General features: G+C 32.4%; 23 protein-coding genes. 2 read left to right on the top strand and 21 right to left on the bottom strand.

Going from position 1 to position 21,792, the window contains the following annotated elements; all coding sequences use genetic code 11:
- From OQZ33_RS07120 to OQZ33_RS07050, 15 genes are all read right to left on the bottom strand, one after another.
- Positions 1-501, bottom strand: coding sequence for a hypothetical protein (locus OQZ33_RS07120; RefSeq protein WP_265798359.1), 501 nt, complete (start codon positions 499-501; stop codon positions 1-3).
- Positions 501-1,055, bottom strand: coding sequence for a hypothetical protein (locus OQZ33_RS07115; RefSeq protein ID WP_265798358.1), 555 nt, complete (start codon positions 1,053-1,055; stop codon positions 501-503). The genes OQZ33_RS07120 and OQZ33_RS07115 overlap by 1 nt, the downstream gene beginning before the upstream one ends.
- A 2-nt stretch (positions 1,056-1,057) precedes the next feature.
- Positions 1,058-2,896, bottom strand: coding sequence for a hypothetical protein (locus tag OQZ33_RS07110; RefSeq protein ID WP_265798357.1), 1,839 nt, complete (start codon positions 2,894-2,896; stop codon positions 1,058-1,060).
- On the bottom strand, positions 2,889-3,242 hold the full coding sequence (locus OQZ33_RS07105) for a hypothetical protein (RefSeq protein WP_265798356.1): 354 nt from the start codon (positions 3,240-3,242) through the stop codon (positions 2,889-2,891). The genes OQZ33_RS07110 and OQZ33_RS07105 overlap by 8 nt, the downstream gene beginning before the upstream one ends.
- An 89-nt stretch (positions 3,243-3,331) precedes the next feature.
- Complete coding sequence (locus OQZ33_RS07100) at positions 3,332-3,856, bottom strand: hypothetical protein (RefSeq protein WP_265798355.1); 525 nt, start codon at positions 3,854-3,856, stop codon at positions 3,332-3,334.
- 72 nt (positions 3,857-3,928) lie between these two features.
- On the bottom strand, positions 3,929-4,828 hold the full coding sequence (locus tag OQZ33_RS07095; protein ID WP_265798354.1) for a hypothetical protein: 900 nt from the start codon (positions 4,826-4,828) through the stop codon (positions 3,929-3,931).
- 13 nt (positions 4,829-4,841) lie between these two features.
- Entirely contained in the window at positions 4,842-5,408 is a 567-nt protein-coding gene (locus OQZ33_RS07090; RefSeq protein WP_265798353.1) for a hypothetical protein, read from the bottom strand.
- 37 nt (positions 5,409-5,445) lie between these two features.
- A complete protein-coding gene (locus OQZ33_RS07085; RefSeq protein WP_265798352.1) occupies positions 5,446-6,072 on the bottom strand; it encodes an XkdF-like putative serine protease domain-containing protein in 627 nt (208 codons plus the stop codon).
- 30 nt (positions 6,073-6,102) lie between these two features.
- Positions 6,103-8,445, bottom strand: coding sequence for a hypothetical protein (locus OQZ33_RS07080; protein ID WP_265798351.1), 2,343 nt, complete (start codon positions 8,443-8,445; stop codon positions 6,103-6,105).
- Positions 8,446-8,511: 66 nt separating this feature from the next.
- Positions 8,512-11,454: a DUF5977 domain-containing protein gene (locus OQZ33_RS07075; RefSeq protein WP_265798350.1), complete on the bottom strand. Its 2,943-nt coding sequence runs from the start codon at positions 11,452-11,454 to the stop codon at positions 8,512-8,514.
- Positions 11,455-11,604: 150 nt separating this feature from the next.
- On the bottom strand, positions 11,605-12,822 hold the full coding sequence (locus OQZ33_RS07070; RefSeq protein WP_265798349.1) for a hypothetical protein: 1,218 nt from the start codon (positions 12,820-12,822) through the stop codon (positions 11,605-11,607).
- Positions 12,823-12,834: 12 nt separating this feature from the next.
- Entirely contained in the window at positions 12,835-14,637 is a 1,803-nt protein-coding gene (locus tag OQZ33_RS07065) for a hypothetical protein (protein ID WP_265798348.1), read from the bottom strand.
- An 8-nt stretch (positions 14,638-14,645) separates the two neighbouring features.
- Complete coding sequence (locus OQZ33_RS07060; protein WP_265798347.1) at positions 14,646-15,959, bottom strand: hypothetical protein; 1,314 nt, start codon at positions 15,957-15,959, stop codon at positions 14,646-14,648.
- A 36-nt stretch (positions 15,960-15,995) separates the two neighbouring features.
- On the bottom strand, positions 15,996-16,289 hold the full coding sequence (locus tag OQZ33_RS07055; protein ID WP_265798346.1) for a hypothetical protein: 294 nt from the start codon (positions 16,287-16,289) through the stop codon (positions 15,996-15,998).
- Between the two features lie 134 nt (positions 16,290-16,423).
- A complete protein-coding gene (locus tag OQZ33_RS07050) occupies positions 16,424-16,675 on the bottom strand; it encodes a hypothetical protein (protein WP_265798345.1) in 252 nt (83 codons plus the stop codon).
- Between the two features lie 128 nt (positions 16,676-16,803).
- Here OQZ33_RS07050 and OQZ33_RS07045 point away from each other — a divergent pair, with 128 nt between their 5' ends.
- On the top strand, positions 16,804-17,319 hold the full coding sequence (locus OQZ33_RS07045) for a hypothetical protein (protein ID WP_265798344.1): 516 nt from the start codon (positions 16,804-16,806) through the stop codon (positions 17,317-17,319).
- Here OQZ33_RS07045 and OQZ33_RS07040 read toward each other — a convergent pair whose 3' ends face one another.
- The 5 genes from OQZ33_RS07040 to OQZ33_RS07020 all read right to left on the bottom strand — a co-directional run bounded on the left by OQZ33_RS07040 (position 17,320) and on the right by OQZ33_RS07020 (position 20,612).
- Positions 17,320-17,967: a hypothetical protein gene (locus OQZ33_RS07040; protein ID WP_265798343.1), complete on the bottom strand. Its 648-nt coding sequence runs from the start codon at positions 17,965-17,967 to the stop codon at positions 17,320-17,322.
- Positions 17,957-18,385, bottom strand: a complete 429-nt coding sequence (locus tag OQZ33_RS07035; RefSeq protein ID WP_265798342.1) for a hypothetical protein — start codon at positions 18,383-18,385, stop codon at positions 17,957-17,959. The genes OQZ33_RS07040 and OQZ33_RS07035 overlap by 11 nt, the downstream gene beginning before the upstream one ends.
- A 168-nt stretch (positions 18,386-18,553) precedes the next feature.
- Positions 18,554-19,093 (bottom strand): hypothetical protein, encoded by a 540-nt coding sequence (locus OQZ33_RS07030; protein WP_265798341.1) that lies wholly within the window; start codon positions 19,091-19,093, stop codon positions 18,554-18,556.
- A gap of 26 nt (positions 19,094-19,119) precedes the next feature.
- Positions 19,120-20,322 carry a terminase large subunit domain-containing protein gene (locus OQZ33_RS07025; RefSeq protein WP_265798340.1) on the bottom strand — a complete coding sequence of 401 codons (1,203 nt, stop codon included), beginning with the start codon at positions 20,320-20,322 and terminating at the stop codon, positions 19,120-19,122.
- Positions 20,322-20,612, bottom strand: a complete 291-nt coding sequence (locus OQZ33_RS07020; protein ID WP_265798339.1) for a DUF5681 domain-containing protein — start codon at positions 20,610-20,612, stop codon at positions 20,322-20,324. The genes OQZ33_RS07025 and OQZ33_RS07020 overlap by 1 nt, the downstream gene beginning before the upstream one ends.
- 43 nt (positions 20,613-20,655) lie before the next feature.
- Here OQZ33_RS07020 and OQZ33_RS07015 point away from each other — a divergent pair, with 43 nt between their 5' ends.
- On the top strand, positions 20,656-21,246 hold the full coding sequence (locus tag OQZ33_RS07015) for a hypothetical protein (protein WP_265798338.1): 591 nt from the start codon (positions 20,656-20,658) through the stop codon (positions 21,244-21,246).
- A gap of 263 nt (positions 21,247-21,509) precedes the next feature.
- Here the strand turns inward: OQZ33_RS07015 and OQZ33_RS07010 are convergent, their stop codons facing one another.
- A complete protein-coding gene (locus OQZ33_RS07010) occupies positions 21,510-21,743 on the bottom strand; it encodes a hypothetical protein (RefSeq protein ID WP_265798337.1) in 234 nt (77 codons plus the stop codon).
- Between the last annotated feature and the right edge of the window lie 49 nt (positions 21,744-21,792).

The following is a 21,792-nucleotide window of genomic DNA, read 5'->3' as shown; positions in this document are numbered from 1 at the left end:
TTAGAATGTGAAATTTAATACTGCATCCAATACATAAGATTCAACATCTTCTTCTGGTGCTATTATTATCCCCTTTAATGGGATTGAGGTAATACACGCTTTTCTAAAGCCTGTCATGCTGACTACAAATGTTACACCTGATACCCTATCACCAAATGAATCAGTAAATGGTTTCATGGTTACCGAGTTGAAAAATTCTAAATCTTCAAATTTATCAATGTCAGAAAAGTAGGTTACGAGGTCATCAGCAATTAAATTGCAGTCATTTATTACATCTAACTCAATATCATTAGTAGAGAGTGAAGCAATGATAATTTCAAATCTGTACACATCATCATTGCCTTTGATAGCCTTATCCAAGTATTCAATATTAGCTAATGGATAAACTATGTCGCTGTGACCAGTAATATCCTTTTTATCACCAACTAATAAGGTGTTGATTTGCTCATGGGAATTGAAGAAATCTTTAAGAAAATTAAGATATGTTTTTAAGCTTACCATTAGTTACGCCTTAAATAGCCTGTTTTGTAGGCTTTACTTTCATTCCATTCTTTGCTGTAATCATGGATATCTGGGAGATGAAAACCTAGAAAGCTTGAGGTAGTATCTTCTTTTGGGGATGTTGAAGTTTCTTTACTTTCATCATTTTCAAAGTATTCAATCAGACGCCTTTTGTAACCATCAAATTTTTCTTTATAATATCCTCTGAATGCATCAAGTTCAGCTTTTGAAGCTGAAGATAAATTTGAATCTGTTGAAGTATTTAAACCCTTATTATTCAATTTAAAATGTAATGGCACAACTGAATAAATCAAAGCACCATAAACAAGATAAGGTTGTATAACTTCATCAAGAATTACCTTATTTTCTTCAGTAACTTCTTTCTTCTCAATCTGGTCTGCCAGTACATTAAAGAAAGTTTTACCAATCAATGGCTGCAGCTCCAAATCTTGAACTTCAATCAATGCTGACCTAATTATCTTTTCATCGGTATTACCACTGATGATTGATTTTTCTTTTATTTTTTCAATACTTACAAATGCTATGTTTTTCATGTTTAGTTTGATTTTGGTTTACGGATTACTTGCACTCGTTTGAAATAATGCCTACAGAACGGTGTAGTCTTTCCAGTATCAGGATTTCTATAAAATCCACCGGCATAATCCATGATGCTATAGCCAAAAATTGAGGATAGGGTCATGATATCGGTCATACTATATAGCTTTGGAGTTTCACACATTTTTTTGCAAAATGCCCTTGATGTTTTGATGATTTTAGCACCATCCAGTTCTGGTCTTTTTTCATAGCTATACATAACTTCAACCTTTCTTTCTGGCTCGTTTTTAGGCTGCTTGATGGTCTTATTTTTATCATTGATAATGTTACCTTCCTTTAACCTATTAATCAATTTAGACACGTCTTCTTTGGTGATATCAAGTCCTAATTCTTTTTTGATTTCTGCTTTAATTTCAGCTTCTGGTTTATCTGCAATATCCTTTTCAATGATGTAATTTGTGATATCTTCATCAGCATCAAATGCTAATTCAAGCTGCTTTTGTGAAGTGAAATTTTGTGCAGAATATTCTTGAAGGATGATAAAATCCTCTTTGTTTTCACCTTTGTCAGCTACCTTTTCAAAATCATCTTCAGTGAGTTGGAATAGTTCACCCTTATCAGAATTAAAGTTTGATTGTACTGGTGCAGATGAACCTAGAAGTTTATCACCATCGGCTAATTTTGGTAATCCAACAGAAGCACGTAGTTCATTGATGGTGTAGATTTTCTCCTTGGTAGCGTCTGCCATTGGTTCACTGAATAACTTTTCTTTATCCTTGAATCCACCGATTTGTGGAATTGAATCGTTATCACTGAAAAGCCTGTTCAAAGCTGATACAATATGTATTCTAGCCTTTTTTACATAGTTATCTTTAATGATTTGATAAGCGTTTTCAAGCTCGGAACTGTTACCTAAAGAACCTTCTTTTTCAATTCCAAATAAAAGACTAGATGAACCATCATGTGCAGCTACAATATTTCTTTCAATTTTCTTGAGGACTTCAACTAATTTTCCAGAATAATCAGGTGATTCAATGGTTTTAACTTCCATGCCCTTATCACTTTGGTTATTGGTATCAAGGATGAATTTAACGCCATCAACACCAGATATGGCACGTTCTAATTTTTTGGTGGCTAACCGTAACTGCTCATCACTTGCCATACCTTTAAAGGTTGAAATGATGTGACCAGCAGAAAAGCCATTGGTGATATTATTTTGGAAAAATTCATCAATTAGAATATCAGTAACAATACTTGTAATTGCACCAGAATAAGATACTTCTGCAAAAATTTCATTTACTGATGGAGTATAAGGTGCTGACCAAAATAGTTTACTTAAACCATCTTCATTTTGGAAGGGTACAAACCTATCAAATGACACAAGATTCTTTGCATTTGAAAACCATTCAGCAACAAAGAACTTTGATTTAATATTATTAGGTCTAATTTTATGAAGTGGAGTGTGGTAATAATTTACAGGTGTACCAGCAAATGAATAAACTACTTCACTGGCAAACGTATTGAAGATAACATAATCAGTTACCGCTTTGGTTACAAAATCGCCTAATGTATCAATAGCATTTACTTTGATGGTTGAAATATCATTCCCATTTTTATCAACTAAACCATCGTCAAATATCCACTGTACTTTTCTGTTGCAAATGCCTTTATGAATAGCACTCTGATTATAGATTTTCAATAAAAAGTTAGGGTATAGATTATCATCCCCCCACTTTGTAAATTTCTCTGAATCTTTGTTAATTATCTCTTTGAAAATCGGTGTTACCTCCTTAGCAAAGTTCATTATTGCAAGACCTAAATCTGTATTATTTCTATCCATTGTATTCTATCCAATTCTCATTTCCATCAGATTCTGGTTGAATAATCACATCGTCATTTGCTTCATCTCTAATCAATAATTTACCCTGCCTGATAACCATATTGGTATCAGGATTAATCATTGAATAGTTATAAAAGCCATTGGAAACCTCGTTAAAATCAGTCGTTGGAATAGTGTATTTTAAATACCTATATTTATCAGTACTATTATTTTCAAGAAGTTCAAATTGATGTGATTCATTAGTAGAATCTGAGTTGATTTTTAATAGATACACCAAGTCATCACTAAACTTATCAGTGTAAAAAATTATCGTTTGAATGCTGGCTTTTTTATCAATTAAAATCATCTGTTTTTTGGTGAATAAATATTATAAGCCAATAAAAAAGCCTTCACCAGAACGGCAAAGGCTGAAAAATGAAGACTGTATTTTTTTGATTAAGCGATTAAAGACGCTACAATAGTTGCATCAACTTCTGCTGGTCGTTTAGAACTGTCACCAGTAAAGGTTAGAGATGTACCATTTGTTGCATCATCAACAGTTGTTTCTGCAGTTGATAAAAACAACGTTCCATCTAGACCTAAAGCACCATATTTACCAGATTTCATCTTGGTTAAAATCACTACCGGATTGCCCAATAATTTATCAATGAAGGTGTTTGATTTAGCTGAAAAGTTGTCGATTCCCATTGTGTATTCTTGTGTTGAAGTGATTACACCATTATCCGCTCTGGTTGAACTAGCTTTGAATGCACCAGTTTTAGATGTATTATCTACCTGCACAAATTTCTTACCTGATGCTAAAGCAATGTTGGAAACGATACCATTGACAGATGTTGAATAAACCTCACCAGTTGCATCAATTTTAGCTAAGTCAGCAAATGCAATTAAATAGTTAGTTCTAATACCTGCATCTACCTTACCACATTCCCTTAAATAAGGGTCAATTGATTCACATGCCATGTTTGTTTGTATTAATTATTTTTGAGAGGGCAACCGATTGATTACCCTCATTATATCCTTTTAGATGATTGATTAAGCGTAGGTTACAATTCCTACTTCAAATGGATAAACAACAGTATAACCGATTGAAAAACGTGAATCTAAATTCACTGACTCAGTTTCTTTACTGTACCATTTATCAAGTGCAGCATCTTGTAATTCTCCACCAGCACGGAGGTTACGTAAACGTGAAGCTACAACTGTGTTAGTTCCAATTAAACCATCTACAACAGCTAATTTTGCAGTCGTACCAAATAATACTCCTTCTGCTTGTGCAGTGAATAAATTCTTTTCTGCAAGTTCTGCTATATAAGCGTTGTACATATCAGTACCAATGAAGATTCTGAAATCAGGCTTAGAAGTAATAGCCACTGGCATTTTAGCAAAAACACCTTGAAGTTTTTTAGTTACAGTTGTACCAGTTGCTGATGCTAAATCGATGTGTGTACCAGCTTTGATAGTTTTGATAAATCCATCTGCAAATTTCATGTTACCAGTTGCAGTAGTATCACCAACCCATGTTAATTTTTCAATTTCATGTTTAACTTGTTCAGCTACGTCATTACCTATTGATTCTACAAATAAAGCATCATCGTAAACTTGACCTTTCATTTTTGCTTTTAAATCTTCAACTCCATAAGTAGCTTCCAAATCTCTTGGATAAAGATTCATTTGCATCTTGATAGGTTTAACAGTCAAAATTGCTTGTGATAAAGTTGTGTTTCCTTGTGGGTTACGACCATGTGCATTTCCATCTTGAAAAACAACATCATTAGCCATTAATTGTACTGCTTCTGAACCTTTAGCATTAGGGTTGAATGAACCAGCACTTGATAATAAATCTAAAGTTTGAGCACCTAAAATTGATTTAACCATGAATTCACGTGACTGTTCAGAGGTATATTCAGGTAGTTGAGAAATATTATATCCCATTTTTGTATTCTAATTATTTTGAGAAACTCTTAGCGATTGCTTTGAATTTGTCTTCTGGGGTTGAATCTTGTAGTTCAACTCGCTTATCCACTGTCGAGAATTGAGTGGGAATTTTTTCTAATTTTTTAAATTCAGCTTCTAAGTCGCTTTGGAATTTTGCTAAATCTTGTTTGGTTGGTAATGCAGAAAAACCTTCTTTTATTTGTTTGATTTCTGCTTCCAATTCATCAATTTTAGCTTGTAATTCAGCTTCTTTTGATTCATCTTTTGCAGGTGCATCTTCTGGTTTTTCTTCTTCTGCTAATTCTTGTTCTGCTTCTGGTTTTTCTTCATCAGCAGCCTTAACCACTCCTGCAATTTTACCTTCTGCAACTTTGATTTCTGCGCCATTTGCTAATGCGTAATCACCATCAGGTGCTACTTCACTACCGTTTGCGCCACTAATCAAAATATCAGCACCAACCACTAATTCAGCATATTCAAGACTTTGGTCTGAATCTTTAATTTTTTCAATAGTGAAATTTTCTGCATGGAAATTCAGCACTTTGAAAAATTTGGTGATTAAGTTTTTATTGAACATGTTTTATCGTTGTTTGGCGATAAATATTATTCACGTTTTACAGGTTGTATTTTGAGATTAAAGCATCCAATTCTTGCTCAAATGTTAGAGGTTGTGAAGTCGCAAATTGAAAGTCAATAATGGTTTTAGTATCAATCAAATCAAAAATTCCTTCAACAGAAAATCCCGACCTTAAACCACCTTTAATGTCATTCCAAACAGCATCAGATTCTACTTTAACTCCAACTATCCAATCACCATCTTTTGCATCAATATTCTTTGGAGCTGTAATACCTTTTTCATCATCAACTACATACGATTGAAAAACAAATGATTCTGCATCTACTGTAGAATGCTCAAGGTTCATATTATTGTTAAAGCCTTTTTTAGCAAATGTTTGTGTAATCAGTCTAATAGTATCTTTAGAAAACGTAACTAGAAATTCACCCATTGCAGGGTCATTTCTGTAAATTGGTGTATCGGCTCTCATTGCGATTCCCATCAATTCTTTCTTCTCATCACTATCAAATTTGAATTGCTGATAGTTATTGAATCCTGTTTTATCATCTGAAAAAACAATAAAAGAACTTTCTACTGCTGGTTGACTAACCAGTGAAATAGCTGATACAAATGATTCTTTGTCGGGGTCAATAAGTAATTCAATAAGGGGTAATTTCTTTATCATTATACTTTTACCCCATAAATATTATATCGTTTACACGTTTGAATACTTTTCTTTTAAAGCATCTTTTTGCGCTTGTGTTTGCAAATCTTTATTAACCAAATAAGTTCTTACTGGTCCAGATTTTGAATCAGTAATTGCACCAACCATTGCCGTAGTACCATTTTCACTTTGTCTAAGTACAGTAGAATTGATGGTTGGTGGAATGGCAACCCTTGCACCACCAGAACCACCCTTAGTAGGTACATTTGTTGATGCAATTTTCTTAATATTTGCCAAGCCAAATACACCAGTTGCTATTGCCTGTGCTATCGCATAACCAGGAATTGGTACTTTTGAGAATGCTGCCAATTGACCTGCAATTGCACTATATGTATTAATTGCTGATGATGCAATTGCTAATCCCTTTGCAGCGACTGTTTGCTCACCTACTATTTCACCTACTGCTGATAAACCATCACCAACAGCTTGTGCCATTAACAACTTTGATTCTTTTTCACCCTTAGCTATATTAGCCCTAGCTTCTGCATTGGCTTTTTCATTATCAGTTAATTCCTTTTCATGTTTTGCCTTCAGAAGTCTAATTTGTTCATCCTGACCTTTTAATTGTTCTAATTCTCTTTGAAAAATAGCTTCTGAAACCAAGAATTTAACATCTGCAACAGCTTGTAATTTACCTCTGACAGTATCGGGTGAATCACCATCATTGATGACATTAGCATTTTCAACTTCTAATACTTTTGCCTCTGCTAATGCTTTATATCTATTGTTTTCCTCAATTAAGGCTTTATCAGCAGCTTCTTTTTTTGCTTTAGCTTGCTCTTCATCATGCTTTTTATTAAGTGCTAAAATTTCAGTGTTTTGAGCACTTTGAAGAGCAATAACATCTTGACCATGCTTCATTGCACCATCAATCAATGTTGAATACTTCAAATAAACCTCATTTACTTCTTTCTCTCGTGCAGTTCTGGAAGCATCTTCAATTACTTTGTTTGCAGCAGTAATAGCTTCTTCTGTTTTCTTTATTTCAGCATCTTCTTGCTGCTTTAATTTATCTCTTTCTGCTTTTGCTTTTTCAGCAGCTTGTTTAGTTTTAGCTGCTTTTTCCTTTGCTATTTTATCAGCTTCATCAGCATTCTTTTTAGCGGTTGAAGCCTCAAAAACCGCTCTTTCTTGTAATACTTTCTTAGTTGCTTCTGTATCATCTGCAGCTAGGGCTAACTTTCTGATTAACTGGTCACGTTCAAACTTTTCTGTCTTCTTACCTGATGCTTTGAGGATTTCAATTTTGTTATCATATAATTTAATATCATCTTCAAGCTCTTTTTTTCTTGCTGCTGCTCTGTCGTTTGCTTCACCTTTGGCTTGACCATCTTTGAAGTTTTTAACAACGTTCAAACCATTTTTCATTTCATTAATAGCACCTTTGAAATCACCTTTAATTAATGCTACTGCTGCTTTAATTGGAATTAAGAAATATTGTACTATCACATTTCCAACGCCTACTAAGATATTTTTGAACTTATCAAAAGTGTCAGATGCACCAGACATTTCTGGTAATAATGACTTAACAGATTTTTTAATATCATCAAAGTTTGCGACCAAATAAGTAATTAGAGCAACTATTGCCAGTAAAGGAATAGCTATTAATGCTTTTGAAAATGTATTTGTTGCTGTTGTAGCTGCTGTAGTAACTGTACTTTGTGTAATTGTGGCTGCTGTTGATGCTTCTGTAGCTACTGTAACTTCAGCTTGAACTGCTTTTAAAATGCCTAATCTAGTTAACATTGGTCTTAAGAACTCCACTGAATCTGCCCACGTATCGCTCAATTCAATAATGCTTTGAAGTGCCATAAGTTTATTTATGGAATCAGCAGCCGTATCAGAACTTAAACCTAATGTGACCATAGTTCCCTGAAGACCTTGTGCTGAAGATGCTATAAGTCCAATTGCTTTGGATGCACCCATAAATTTATTCCCACTATCGTAACTCGCTGTTGTTCTGTTAAGAACATCCATCTGGTCACGCAAATCTGCAATTCTTTGTGCTGCTGCTTGATATGCTGCACTTGTAGTATCACCTGCCATTGAAAGCCTTAACGCTTCTTCCCTCGCTTCCCTCATTTGGGTTTTAAAAGACTTGAAAGGTGCAGCATTACCAGACTTATTCATCTGGTCAATACTTCCTTTAATCTCTTTTATTTTTTGGTTTGCTTCAGCTAGGTCTTTTGGGTTTGCTGCCGCCTTTTGAAGGTCTTTCCAATAAAGTAACTTATCGTTTAATTGGTCAATAGATTCAATTGTTTGAGTGACTTGACTGTTATTTGATTGAACTTCAATATCAAATAAAATTCTCTCTTGGTTGTTATCTGCCATGTTGGGTGTTTGGCGATAAATATTATAAAGCAGAAAGGGTAACCAACTTAATGATTACCCTTATAATTAGCAGTATTGCTGATTTATTATAGTGCCAGTTGAATCTGTTTGATAGCTGTAATATGCATCGCTATACCACCCTTCACCAACTGGTGTATTCCCATTATCTGAATAAATTTTCTCACCTATATTTAAATACGTTGAGAAAAAGAATGTATCCAATTGAATACCTTGGTTTGCATAGTTACATGAAGATGATTTGGTTATTGAATAAGCCATAGTTACTTCATTTAAACCAACATTATTGCAACTGCCAGAATTATAAATTTGCCCATTTTCATCAGCAGCATACCAGTTGGTACTATTAGAGTAAAAACCCTTATTACACCTCAAGTATATATTACTGGTTTTCTTAAATAAGATATCACCGTTGGCTAACCCACCATTTTGGGTATAGTATTCAAATCCATCAACAGCTATTGAGCATGCAGTCGCATTAGTATCGCTATAGCTTAATTGAAATGAATTACCAGTATTTACACAAATGTTTAAAGGACTTAATGTATTTTCCAGTTCATTAAATTCTGCTTGCGCTAAATTATCTGCATCCAATTGAGATATCAATGAAGTGTATTTTCCAGCAGGGATTGTAATATATCTGCTCTCGGATGTTGTACAGTTTGAATTGGTAATATATTTTGATAATGGTTTATTTTCAAAAGTATTTTGACCATAACTTTCAGCAAGAAAAATCTTTTGAAAACTAGCTATTGAAGATGTACCCGATGAACCATATTCAAGTTTTATTAATTTAAAATAGCCATCACCAGTAGGTGAATCAAAGTAAATTGGTGTCTTAAAATCTAGATTAGCTACATCAATTTCATTAACAAGCACTCGAGCATCTACAATTGCAGTATTGCTATCATTAAATTCTCGTATCTGGTCAAAATATAATGATGGATAAATATAATCTGGTGTTTGGTTTTGGGTGTAGAAAATTTCATTAGGTGTATTGAAATTTAAATCCATATTGGTCACATCATGTGTATGATGTAACTGAATGTAATAGTTTAAGTCAGTAATAAAGGGTTGGAAAGTCCAGTTATTATTATCATTTGGATTTTGAAACCATTTTCCAACGTTGAATGTATCACAACTTTTTGTGCCATTGTAAGCTAATAACCTAATTACCGTTTGTTTTGCTACTTTATTGTTATTATTATCTAGTTGATAGAATGCTGGAAATTGTTTTTTCCCTTTATCACCCATAATAGGTGTTGGCGCAAATATTACCTCAATAGATTTATCAGTACTGCCATTGGCATTCTTATATTTAAAAGAGCCATAATTTACACCATAACTATCTTTGATGTACTTATTAAGGTAATCAGCATCATCTTTATAGGTGAAATTATAGGATTTATAATTGTTTGCAAATGGTAACGTTGAAAGTTCTTTAAAATCCATCTTTGAAGACCAGTCAACAGCGTTACCTTTAATATTGGTAGTTAAACATTTACTATAAAAATCATTGTAAGTTTCAAATATGATATGCTTTGGGTTATCTGCTTTGGTATAAATCATTAGATTCAGTAAAGCCATTATTGACTTTATAAAATCTTGTTGCTTATAAGTGTTTATGCTTTGGTTATTCTTGAAATCAATTGTATCATTCAGTTCTAAAGTGATTTTAGAATCAGTTGAAACATCACCTATATTGATAAAAGTATCATTGGGTAAAATTGAGACATAAAACATATCATCTTTAGGACGTTTCATAAAGTCATAATACTCGGTGTGATAATCTGTACATTCAAATGCTATATACATTTGCCCACCATTTGGTAAAACCAAATTAGATTTCAATTTGAATTTATGTAATCCAGTACGCCAATTCATACCATCAGTATGTATTCTTTGCGGTGTAGATGAAGCTGTTTTGTTCCATGCTGTTTGGTCATTGGGTCTGGTCATTACATGCATAGTAATTGTTGTATCCAAAACATCCTGTGACCTCCCATTGCTTAAAAAATCAGTATCACCTTGAATAGTTGCAGATACTTCAATTGAGGTATTTAAATCTCTATCAACTAAAAACACATTACTGGTGTAATCCAAATACGCTGAATCATTCATGTTGATAACATTGGAATACTTGGTGACGTTATCCCACTTGATGTTAGGAACAAGTACACTATCATTAACGGTTTGATATTTACCAGTTCTGAATCTTTGCGTAGATGTTTTTGTTGCAGATGTAAGTTTCTCTTTTTTCAAGAAATTAGCTAGTACATCAGAATTATTGGGTACAACTAAAGAATTGAAAAATGATTTAAATTTATTACTTCCAACAACTTCAAAAGAATAATCAGTCTGAGCAAATATTTTTTTGAAATACTCATTTAGAAAAAACGATGGTCTCAGATTTTTAAACTCAATGTTGTTAACAGTGGCTTCATCAACCCAAGTTGAATTACCGTAATCTGCTAAACCATAAACGTAACCTTTACCCGTTTCAACGTCACCACCCCAATTATTTAAAATATTGGCAACAGAATATTGGTGATTAAATTCAGTAAAATCTAAATCAGATAAAAGTTTATCCCCTAACTTTGAGAAAAAGTTATTCCTGTAACCAGTTATCATACATTCATAACTGATGACATCACCCTTAAACATGACTTCAATTATTTTAAATAATCCTTTGCAGATTAGAGAATCGTTTTCAAATAATAAGCATTCAACATCCCCGTTTAAATTGAAATTGTTATAAATGTTTTTTGGATTATTCTGATTATTGGTAACGTTTAAATTATAGATATTACCAAGTATTCTATTATTGTTTTTAGTTGCTTTGATTGTAATATTAGTGGTTACAGTATCTTTTCTCGCTGTGATGTCATTAATATCAGATATTGAGAATGTTGTTTCAGCTAGGGATAAATCTTCAATATCCAATTTACCCCAGCTTCCATCATTACCTAATAAGTATATAGATTGATTCATGTTTTTAACCAATAAATATTATAGGTTATGCATAATAAAAAAGGCAACCAAATAAATGATTGCCTTTAACAAGTACTAACAAATTATAAATCAAACATTGTAAAGATAATATGATTTATTCTATTCAAGAATACTTACTTATAATATAAATTAACTTTCCTGTGCAGAAAAAACGTTTACGGAAATGTTATCATTTGTAGTCTGGTTATCACCACCATCAGTAACTGAGAAAACTCCTTTTTCCCAGCTTAATTGGTCAACATAGTCAATACTGTGATTACCAACATAAGTACCTTGTGATTCATTTTCTGGTATAGTTACGCTGAAAAAAATTGAACCTATTGGATTTGGATTACTTCCAATAAAAGCAGATGCACCACCACTAATTGTGATTGATTGATTAAATCCAGCTTGCGCTGTTCTTACGGCACTAACAGAATAGTAACCAGATGCAAACACTTGAACCAAGATTGAAACTTTAATAACAGATGTTGGTTGACAATAAATCCACTGCACAAACTCACCATCGGGTGTTAAATAAAATACTTTGTTGATGTTGCCAGTTAAAGATGCATAATAACCACTTGTTGCAGGTAAAATCATATCTTCATTTGCATATGCAAAAATCCCTGTAGAGGTAGCAAATTCCTGCACATCAGTTTCAAGCCTATTAAACTCTGGAATCCGCATAAATATATCTCTTAATTCACCCCCACTTGAACACGCTCCACTACTTATCTGCCTAAATTCAACTCTCAATGGTTCAATTGGTTCACTAACGGAAACAATATGAATATCACCATAAAACCTACCTTCTGGATTTTCTATCCAAGGTCTAATTTCAACCAATTGCGGTTCACCCAGTGATGTATAAATAGTATCAATTATATCCAGTGTTTGCTGTGCTGTTAGTGTATCAGCGGTTGTAGTGGTGGTAAACCAAGTACCACCAATTGCCCTCCATTGGTAACCCCGTAAAGTTGAATTATCGTAAAAACTTGATTTGAAATTGGTTAATAATTTAATCCTGTTAGCTGGTGTTGTTATTGTTTCAGAAACTTTTGCGTGAGCAAAAGTATTCAATCCTGCATCTGTGTAATTACATTGATAATCACCATTAAATGAACGTAATGAACCCATTCTGTTAGGATTGTGGTACTTATAATTTGCGCCATTGAAGTTAACCAAGCCAGTAAAACCTTCATTACCATCTGAATCTTTGGTGATTAGTAAATCATCAAGATAGAAGCGTTTCTTCAAAACTTCTGGTGTATCATTTGGTATCGCTCTGCTGTTACCAACCTGTTGACCAGATGCATTAATTGTATGTATATTTTTATTAAGAAAACTTGAACTAGGTGCTGCCATTTTAAATAAATATTATGAAGAAATCCAAATGCAACCATTTTCTGGTGAACTTGGTATAGATGTTGGAATGATTAGTTTATTTGAAGCTTGCAAAATAGGTGCTGCAATTTTGGGTGATGAAGTATGATAAAATTCATTGAATGTACCCCAAGTATTTGAGTCAAAATCCTGACTTCTGAATCCAGCAACATTTGGATTAGTTTTACCAAATAATATTTGATTACTAACCTTTACATCACCACCTGCATAAGATGACACCCACAAAGCATCCATCCATTCATTATTCACCCAAAGCATATTAAGCTTCAATTTATTTGACCCAAAATAACTAGGTAGTTCTGAACCACCATTATTATATTCAGCTTGAATATATTTTAAATCATTACTATATTCAGAAAGTAATGTTTTACTTTCATAAGCGTTTGAACCTAATCCTAACCTTGTTCTGTAAGCATTGACATCAATATTTGCAGCATCCCATCGAGATAAATAAACAATATCATTACTTGCGGTATGTCTCATATATGGGAATGAAACTTCATTACCAGCAAATCCAGCATATGTTGCACCATCTGATAATAAGTAACCTCCATAATTACCCAAATCATTATTGAATTGTGAAAGGTTTGTTTTACTTTCAAAAGCATTAGAACCTAACCCTAATCGGTTACGATAGGCAGCAACATCGATATTAATACCACTGGTTTTAGCTATACCTATTATTTCATCTGTACTATTATATTTTAGATAAGGTTGGTTTTTATCGTTGGCTATAAATCCAACAGTTGATGTACCATCACCATTCACAAAACCTAAATCATTAGTAAATTGAGATAGTGAAGTAGGTCTTCCAGATATATCATTCCAAGTAACACTAGTTAAATAACTTCTATTTATCCATTTACCAGACGCTGAATCAAAGGCTATGCTTTGACCATTCTGTAAATTGGAGAATGCAACATCTTGTAAACTAGATAAAGTGGTTACTGTTGGCGCTGTATGACCAGTGGTATTAGCATTACCTATCCATACTGCGCCATTTACGTTTGAGCTTGTTGTAGGAATTACCAACTCATTTACCGCCTTAACTTTGCTGAAGGTTACTTCATTGTTAGAAGATAATCTTTGGTTTTCAATAGGTTGAAATCTACTATCCGATACTGTTTTTGTATATACGTCAACACTCTTTGCTAAGCCATTTATAATTGAAGCTGTAACGTATGCACTATCATTTGTAAATTGAGATAGTAACGTTTTACTTTCATAAGCATTAGAACCTAATCCTAACCTTGTTCTATAAGCATCAACATCGATGTTGATACCACTAGTTCTAGCAATTCCAATTACGTCATTAGATGTTTTATGCCTAAAATAAGGTTGGTCTTTATTATCAGCAATGAAACCTATTATTGAAGTACCATCGCCTGTAACATTACCTAAATTTAGTACCCAATTCTGTGTTGCATATCCATTAAGAGCATCTTTGAAAACGTACCTAGTATCACTCTGTGGTTTAGTGAAATAGTTATCGAGATTAACCTCACCGCTTCCACCATTATTATTTGAATATTCTGGTGATAACTCTGAGTAAACGTAAACATTAGTATCAGTAACTAATGTAACTATCAACGTCTCAGAATTGGGTTCTAAATTAATCGGCACATCACCCACCATCCCTGCACCTAATAGTACTTTCCAACCGCCAACAGCATTTTGTTTGACAATTAGCTGTTTACGCTTTAATATTGATGATACATCAGATTGTGTTAATGTAGTATCTCGAGTTAAAATTACTTTATGTAGATTTCTGTTCATTACCTTCCTTAAATTGATATTACACCATTATCGCCACTATGATAGATTACACCATTGTTATAAGTAGGTGCTAATGGCATATCTTGAAATTGTATCATTACGTTGTTGTTACCCTCACCAAATAAATCTGATGAAGATGGAATAAAACCAGTTTGTGTTGTAAATGATACTTCCGGGCGATTTAGTTTATAACCGTTGGTTCTGCGTAGATTAACGTTATAACTAGAATTGGTAATTGTAATCGGAATTAATGTTTTATTATCATTCAGTTCAACCCACACTGATTTGCTTGTGATTAATTCTTTCAGCATGATTGTTTCATTATCTGATAACACATCACTAAATACTTTGAATGTAGATACTGCTGAAGATGAAATAATTCTTTCTGTTGGATTAACTAAACCATTCTGGTTATCACTATAAACCCCGTTAACCAACTGTATTACATTAGTTTTAAGGCTTGTTTTAGTTACTTGAATACTTTCAATGGGATTAAAGAAAGTAAAGCTTTCAACACCACCTAATGAGTTTGTGAACAATAAATTAATAGGTTGAAGATTACAAGCATCAGATGTGTATTTATACACTTTTTCTTCAGAAACAACATGACCATTAATATCAATTAAATCAACTCGGTAATGACCTACGTTGGAAAAATCAGCATTGAATAAATGATAGATAGTTTTGGGTGAAACATTCAAACGGATGACTACACCAGATGGTAAATTAGCCTCAAATAAATTGATTTGTGTACCATTAGTATCATATACTCTTATCCTTGTTTTAACCGCTAAATTATTCTGGTTGATGAAATATAAATGCTCGGATGAAGTACCAGTTTGATTTGATATTTGTTCCTTTAGAGATAAGAATTTAGCCTTGAAATTAGAGTTAGTAACGTGCTTATCTTGAATGTAAGCAGTGAATAGTAATCTGTCAAATGAAGCATCCCAAACTGTATATTTATCATTAGTATGTGAATAAAAATCACCCTGAATGATTTTACCATCAACGTTAATATATTCTGTTATTGCTAACCTGTAGGTGATTGAAGCATCATCAATTGCCAGCGCAATAGCTTCATTTGAATTATTGATTTTAGTTTCAACTTGTGATGATAAAATATCAGATAGGTTGAAGCTTACACCATTTGGTGTATCTGGTCTTACATGGAATTTTAAAGATGCAATGATTTGGTTGGAAACTGCATTTATAACTTCAACCAGAAAATAAACAATTCTTTCATCTGATGACGTAATTTGAAATACGTTGGTATTACCTACTGGTTGATAAGGAAAAGGTGCATTTACAATATTTATCATTGGGTTTATTTGCCAGATAAATATTATAAGTGGGGTTTATTTAAGTTGTGAAGTCTTTTTACCAAACAAAGATTTAATCCAACCACCCAAACCTAGAATTAAGATAAATCCATAGATTGCTATTACTTCTTTATAATCATTTACATGTTTTGGAAATAGAAATCCATTAATGATGGTTTGTAAAATCCAAACAGTTAGAAAGGTTCTAAACCAACTAATTGTAGTTAATCCTATAAGCCATTTCATTATTGAATAAATAGCAAATGAATATACGATTGCAAACGGCAATGCACCAATTGCCAATACTAATGCTGAGAGAAATAAATTCATATCATAAGAATGTTAATTAAGATTCTGTAGAAATCAGTTTATTATGAATTTTTATTATTGTTAAATAAATAAAATGTCAATAAAAAGCATTATAGGTTTTATTCTATAATGCTAGTAATGTTTTGTGTTAATAGTTACTTGCTATTGATTTCTGCTAATAACTGCGTTGAAAATTCCTTAAATCTTGCTGAAAACTTACTATCAACTTCTTTTTTAACTTGCTCTAAATCCTCATTTCTTAGCTTTGATAAAATTTCAATTTGATAATCAAGTAGTGTGTGCAGCAAAGCTTTATTTTCTACTGTAATAAACAATCCTTCCAATGTTAAATTATTAACATTTACTTTCTTGCCTTTAAGAGATTCTTCTAATTCCGATAAGTCCATATTTTTTTTTATTAAAAATAACTAATTTGTTAAGATTGGTCAATTAAACTTGCTAATTTATTTGTTATCTCTGCTTATTGTAGATGTCTTGACCATAACTGTTTATATTTGCAAAACTTTTAATTAATATGAAGAAAGTAGAATTAGAAAGGTTTACTAAAAAATCACATTATTATCGAGGATGGATTATAAATGAGTTTGCTAAATTAGATAAGGAAATAGAATCATTTATTTTAGAGGATTTAAAGATTGTTGAATTATGTGGTTATGAGATGCAAACAATTATCTTAGATAGATTAACTTTTGAAGCTAAAAGACAAAGTTTAAGGAAACTGCTTGAAGATAAATTTAGAAAAGCAGGTTTTATAAAAACTAATAAGAAAAGCTACCCATGTAAAACTTTGATAAATGAATTGACACTTCTTAATGACTTGAGAAATATGTTTGCCCATTACCCATCAAATAATTTTGCCACTAATTTAAATGATGATACAGTCGTTTCACTGACACGATATCGAGATACTTTTGAGTATATAAATTATAATTTAATTGAAATCAACCAAATAATTGAGCGTATAAAGCAGGCAACCAAGGATATTTATAATTACAAGGATAATTTTGATTTCAAGACTGAACCATTTTAATTATTTCTTTTTGTTGTAAACATCTTGACCATATCTATTTCTTATCGTTGAAATAATATTTGCTTTAACGCTTGTTTTCAGAATAGTCTTTACATCTTCTAAAAGTTTAGGTATATGCTTTGAAAAAACAGGAACAGGTGCTACCCCATACTTTTGGCGGTTGATTGCCATTCCCCATGCAGCTTTTTGAATTAAATCATTTTGGTTTTCAATGTCTTGAAATGGTGATGGATTACCATAGAAAAATTCATTATTTGTTAGGTTGATATTTTTACGGTTAATCCATTCCACAAAGACATTTACAGGTGGATGTCCGCCCTCTTCAGAATAGGTATGTGGGCTGTCTGGAGCTAATGCTGATGATTCCATTCCACGCACCCCCCTATCGGTATAGATTAAATGCTCGTTTCCAAATATGGTTATTTTATTATCTTCAATACTCATAGATAAATCTTCAATTGCACCAGTTACTGGTAAATCTGCTTCTTGTATTGATTTTTTTACTGATTCTATAAAGTCCCCAACCACAATTTCAACTGGTGATAAATCATATATAAATTCATCTACACTTGTACCCAATGAACCTATTTGGTCAATCTGGTTTTGAAACTGTGATGCTCGAGATGCACTGTTTAAATTACCTGCCATGCAATAAATCCCTTCTAAAAAACTTACATAAGATGTTAGCATTATAAGTATCATTCCGTAATACATCATGCTTTATTTGCCATTCCAATTCAATGTAGGACATTTCTTTTTTTGAATAGCATAGTTGTACTATTTCACGCCTAAAGTTAACTACACCTAGTAATTCAATGTCAGCAGTTAGTTCTTTGGATGAACCGTAATAACTTAACCAGTCACTTTCTTTCTTCACCACCTTGAATGTTTTTCTGGTTTTAGTTTCCAGCTTTTCTTTCTTTGAAATCTTGGTTTTTATGGAATTGAAAAGAATTTTCTTACCAATATAAATCTTACCAGTCAACATATTGGTTATTTTATAAATGAAACCTACTGCATTAGTATCTTCTATCTTATCACATTCTTTGTTATTAAAGTACCACATTAAACAACTATATACCAAGACCTAAAAAAATCAAGTCTTAGCTTTTACTTTGGGCGATTTGAACATCACCCTTGATGATTGTTGCATATTTAAGCACACTGTAACAATCCATATTTAAAACAGTTAACATTGAATCTCTTAACCATTCTGCAACCTCTTTAGAAATTTTTAACCATGCAAATTTCTTGTTGTGTTCCGCTTCAAAAGCTTTAGCTTCTTCTTCAAAAATGTTTCCACTTTTCCTTTCAGAATCTTCAAAGTCAAAGAAGCCATTGAAAATATTAATCGTGGTTTCATTTTCTTCTGTTGCAAAAAAAAACACCCCATAACATCAATTACGGTTAGTGAATCTTCATCTGCATCAGGTGCAAAAATCTTAACTATATGGATAAGATTATCTAATAGGTCATCAGGGCTTTCAATTAGCTTTTGATAATTGATGTATTCTTGGAAATTTAACTTCCTGATTGTTTTAAATGATAGCTTAGATTCATTCTTGGTAGGTAGTTGATACATAAATGATAACCGCCTCATGACTGCTTCAAATTCAACAGGCTTTAATACATTGATATTCTTTGAGGTAAATACATAGAATAAAGTTTCAATGTTGCTGGCTACTTCATCATCTTCTTTTAGTGATTCAATTTTAAGATAGTCTTTCCAAGTTACTTCTGACCAGTTGGAAGGTAATAGTTTAATATAATTCATCTTCAATTTTTGACGATAAATATTATTTAGAACACTGCAAATGAGTTAGCAAAGTTGTTATTATAGATTACTTGCTTTCTATACTTATTACTCAATGCCAATGATATAACTGTATCGTCAAAGGGTAAACCCTCATACTTAATGTAACCAGATTTGGATGAATAATGAAAACGGTAATTACCCAATTCATCGGCTGTAGTCTTGGTAAACTTTAATTCATTCCGTTCTAAAGCAAGTATTAATTCTTTAATTAGTTCTGGCTTACTTTGAGAATTGAACTTGAAACCAACTAAGTTTTGTACACCTTTAGAACATAACTGGTCAAAGACTACATCACCCACGCCTGTACTATCAATAACCTTTAATACATGTGCTGGTAGCGTTGTAATAAAATCAATGGTACTATTCCAATCCTTTTGAAAACGATGATGTAAGACCATTTCACCTTGCTTGTTTAATCCAGTAATTGAAGTATAGTCATGTGATTTTGCAAGGTCAATACCGATTACCACACATTCACCAGTAGCTAATTCATCAATTGTATTTCTGGTTATTACATCAGCTTCAACAATACAATCTTCACTGGCTGTTTCAAGTGCTAGGTATTCTTGTAACCAAGTATTTGCTGGTACAGTCCTTTGGGTACGCTCTATAAATTCTTGTGATATGAATGGGTTATCTAAAATGGTAAAGTAAAATGCTTCCATCTCCCCATTTGTACATTGGCTTGCTTCTATCCATAATTGCCAAAAGAAATTTCTACCAAAAGGCGATGATAGAATAATTGTATCACCATTACTTCTTGCCAACGTTGGTTGAATATCATTGTAATAACTATTCTCTGGGTCTCTCCAAAAGGCAAATTCATCACAAATCATCAAAGCAACATTATCAGTACCTCGCATTGCTAGTGTTGCATGACCAGAATAAAATTCAATGTTACCTAATCCTTTAAGTTTGATACTTAATGTTGATGCATTGTTACTTTCAATTAATTCTGCTGGTAATACTTCTAACAATTGAGCATAAAACTTTTTAGATAATCCGTAATCATGGCAGATGTAAAGAACTTTACCGCCTTTCAACATTGCTTTGATTGCACTTACTTTGGCTATGGTACTTTTCCCAGACTGGCGACCACATTTTAATACCTTAATCTTTGCATTGGAATCAAGTATCTTTTGTTGGTGGGCGTGTGGTCTGGGTAATGTTATACAAACATCTGGCATTACTTATCATCATACTTCACTGTCACGTTTAATCCACCGCTTAAAGTAGTATCATTTTGATTTTTTGAAGCATTTAATTTGTATTTCTTATAATTTACAAGATTAACATATAATTCTGCTGCTCTGGCTGGTGATAGATTATTGATTACGTCATCACCATCGGTCATTCTTTTTTCTATCAAATTCATGATAGTATCGTATGCTTCTTTCTCCGCCTTGGTACGTTTATTTAATGCACCTTTAGCCCTACCATTTGGATTACCACTTTCACCTTTTTTAAATCTTGCCATCTGTATTTATCTGTTTAATGCAGATAGATATTATATTAGCTGAATGGATAAAAAAGAGAAGAGTTTAACAGAACGTAGAAATGAAAACGGTATCAATTATAGAGGTACTATAATTAATGATGTGATTCATCTTGAAAAGGCTATTGAAGTATTTATTACAAGATTTTTTTGTGAAACTAGACACAAACAGGAATTGTTACACTTCTTAATTCTTGGTGATAGTAGAATGAATACAAAGAGTAAATTTGAAGTATTTATTGCACTTGCTAAATCTGAATACAAAGACTGGTTGGAGAGCTATGTATCAATTAGAAAGAATGATAAAAAACCGTTTAATATAGTTCACGATTTAAACTATGTAGTTGAACAAAGAAACATCCTCGCTCATGCATATATGACCAATGCACATATATTTGAACCGGATTCAACAAGTTTACAAAATTCAATTAGATTAAATACTGAAGGTGATAAGGTTGTTTACTTCAATAAATTTTTGAATAAGAACAAAGAAATTAGAATTACGGATAAAGATGTTGAACTTATAAAAGACTTATTAGTTGAATTAGCAGATTTTGTAATTAGTAAAAATATTGAAATTTTAAAGACAAATTCTCGCAAAGATGCTTCTCAATAACCATTAACATTGGCTAATAGATGACAAGATGTATCATACAACCAATACTTTACTAAATAAGCGTAATCAAAGATTTCAGTTTCATCATTATAATAGACATCATCAAAATCACAATATTCAGTTTCAACTTTGTAAAAACCACTACAAGGTGGTTTTGCATCGGCTAAACTTATCCATTTTTGCATTTTGTAAAGTAACTAAAAAAGGCTAACACCATCCAGTGCTAACCCTCTAAAATTATTATAATTGAAACCTTTTTATATTTATAATGATATTCCTAAATAGAAATTAAGGCTATCCTCATTATAGTTGAAGTCTTTAATAAGAACCAATTTTTCTAATGATGGAATAAGTAAATCCCGTAATCTATTATTTATACCTCTCATGTGCTTATCTATAGTTTCCGACACAAATGATGCTTTATATTGTTCTACTGTTTTGTCAAGCACCTCCTTTGGTGTAAATGATTCTCGTGTATACGGGTTTAACGATGACATTGCCAGCTTGAAATACTCTTTAGCTAGTACATCATATTGAATGGTAACT

It is taken from the genome of Pedobacter sp. MC2016-05, assembly GCF_026239735.1.
Classification (GTDB): Bacteria; Bacteroidota; Bacteroidia; order Sphingobacteriales; family Sphingobacteriaceae; genus Pedobacter.
This window is presented reverse-complemented; position numbering and strand designations above follow the sequence as displayed.

Bases quoted from the DNA above. Each gene is read 5' to 3' on its own strand.
- OQZ33_RS07030 (WP_265798341.1), bottom strand. From the start codon at position 19,093: ATGAATTATATTAAACTATTACCTTCCAACTGGTCAGAAGTAACTTGG.
- OQZ33_RS07095 (WP_265798354.1), bottom strand. From the start codon at position 4,828: ATGGGATATAATATTTCTCAACTACCTGAATATACCTCTGAACAGTCA.
- OQZ33_RS07045 (WP_265798344.1), top strand. From the start codon at position 16,804: ATGAAGAAAGTAGAATTAGAAAGGTTTACTAAAAAATCACATTATTAT.
- OQZ33_RS07070 (WP_265798349.1), bottom strand. From the start codon at position 12,822: ATGGCAGCACCTAGTTCAAGTTTTCTTAATAAAAATATACATACAATT.
- OQZ33_RS07080 (WP_265798351.1), bottom strand. From the start codon at position 8,445: ATGGCAGATAACAACCAAGAGAGAATTTTATTTGATATTGAAGTTCAA.
- OQZ33_RS07115 (WP_265798358.1), bottom strand. From the start codon at position 1,055: ATGAAAAACATAGCATTTGTAAGTATTGAAAAAATAAAAGAAAAATCA.
- OQZ33_RS07085 (WP_265798352.1), bottom strand. From the start codon at position 6,072: ATGATAAAGAAATTACCCCTTATTGAATTACTTATTGACCCCGACAAA.
- OQZ33_RS07055 (WP_265798346.1), bottom strand. From the start codon at position 16,289: ATGAATTTATTTCTCTCAGCATTAGTATTGGCAATTGGTGCATTGCCG.
- OQZ33_RS07090 (WP_265798353.1), bottom strand. From the start codon at position 5,408: ATGTTCAATAAAAACTTAATCACCAAATTTTTCAAAGTGCTGAATTTC.
- OQZ33_RS07015 (WP_265798338.1), top strand. From the start codon at position 20,656: ATGGATAAAAAAGAGAAGAGTTTAACAGAACGTAGAAATGAAAACGGT.
- OQZ33_RS07050 (WP_265798345.1), bottom strand. From the start codon at position 16,675: ATGGACTTATCGGAATTAGAAGAATCTCTTAAAGGCAAGAAAGTAAAT.
- OQZ33_RS07105 (WP_265798356.1), bottom strand. From the start codon at position 3,242: ATGATTTTAATTGATAAAAAAGCCAGCATTCAAACGATAATTTTTTAC.
- OQZ33_RS07120 (WP_265798359.1), bottom strand. From the start codon at position 501: ATGGTAAGCTTAAAAACATATCTTAATTTTCTTAAAGATTTCTTCAAT.
- OQZ33_RS07035 (WP_265798342.1), bottom strand. From the start codon at position 18,385: ATGTGGTACTTTAATAACAAAGAATGTGATAAGATAGAAGATACTAAT.
- OQZ33_RS07040 (WP_265798343.1), bottom strand. From the start codon at position 17,967: ATGGCAGGTAATTTAAACAGTGCATCTCGAGCATCACAGTTTCAAAAC.
- OQZ33_RS07010 (WP_265798337.1), bottom strand. From the start codon at position 21,743: ATGTCATCGTTAAACCCGTATACACGAGAATCATTTACACCAAAGGAG.
- OQZ33_RS07020 (WP_265798339.1), bottom strand. From the start codon at position 20,612: ATGGCAAGATTTAAAAAAGGTGAAAGTGGTAATCCAAATGGTAGGGCT.
- OQZ33_RS07025 (WP_265798340.1), bottom strand. From the start codon at position 20,322: ATGCCAGATGTTTGTATAACATTACCCAGACCACACGCCCACCAACAA.
- OQZ33_RS07065 (WP_265798348.1), bottom strand. From the start codon at position 14,637: ATGAACAGAAATCTACATAAAGTAATTTTAACTCGAGATACTACATTA.
- OQZ33_RS07100 (WP_265798355.1), bottom strand. From the start codon at position 3,856: ATGGCATGTGAATCAATTGACCCTTATTTAAGGGAATGTGGTAAGGTA.
- OQZ33_RS07075 (WP_265798350.1), bottom strand. From the start codon at position 11,454: ATGAATCAATCTATATACTTATTAGGTAATGATGGAAGCTGGGGTAAA.
- OQZ33_RS07060 (WP_265798347.1), bottom strand. From the start codon at position 15,959: ATGATAAATATTGTAAATGCACCTTTTCCTTATCAACCAGTAGGTAAT.
- OQZ33_RS07110 (WP_265798357.1), bottom strand. From the start codon at position 2,896: ATGGATAGAAATAATACAGATTTAGGTCTTGCAATAATGAACTTTGCT.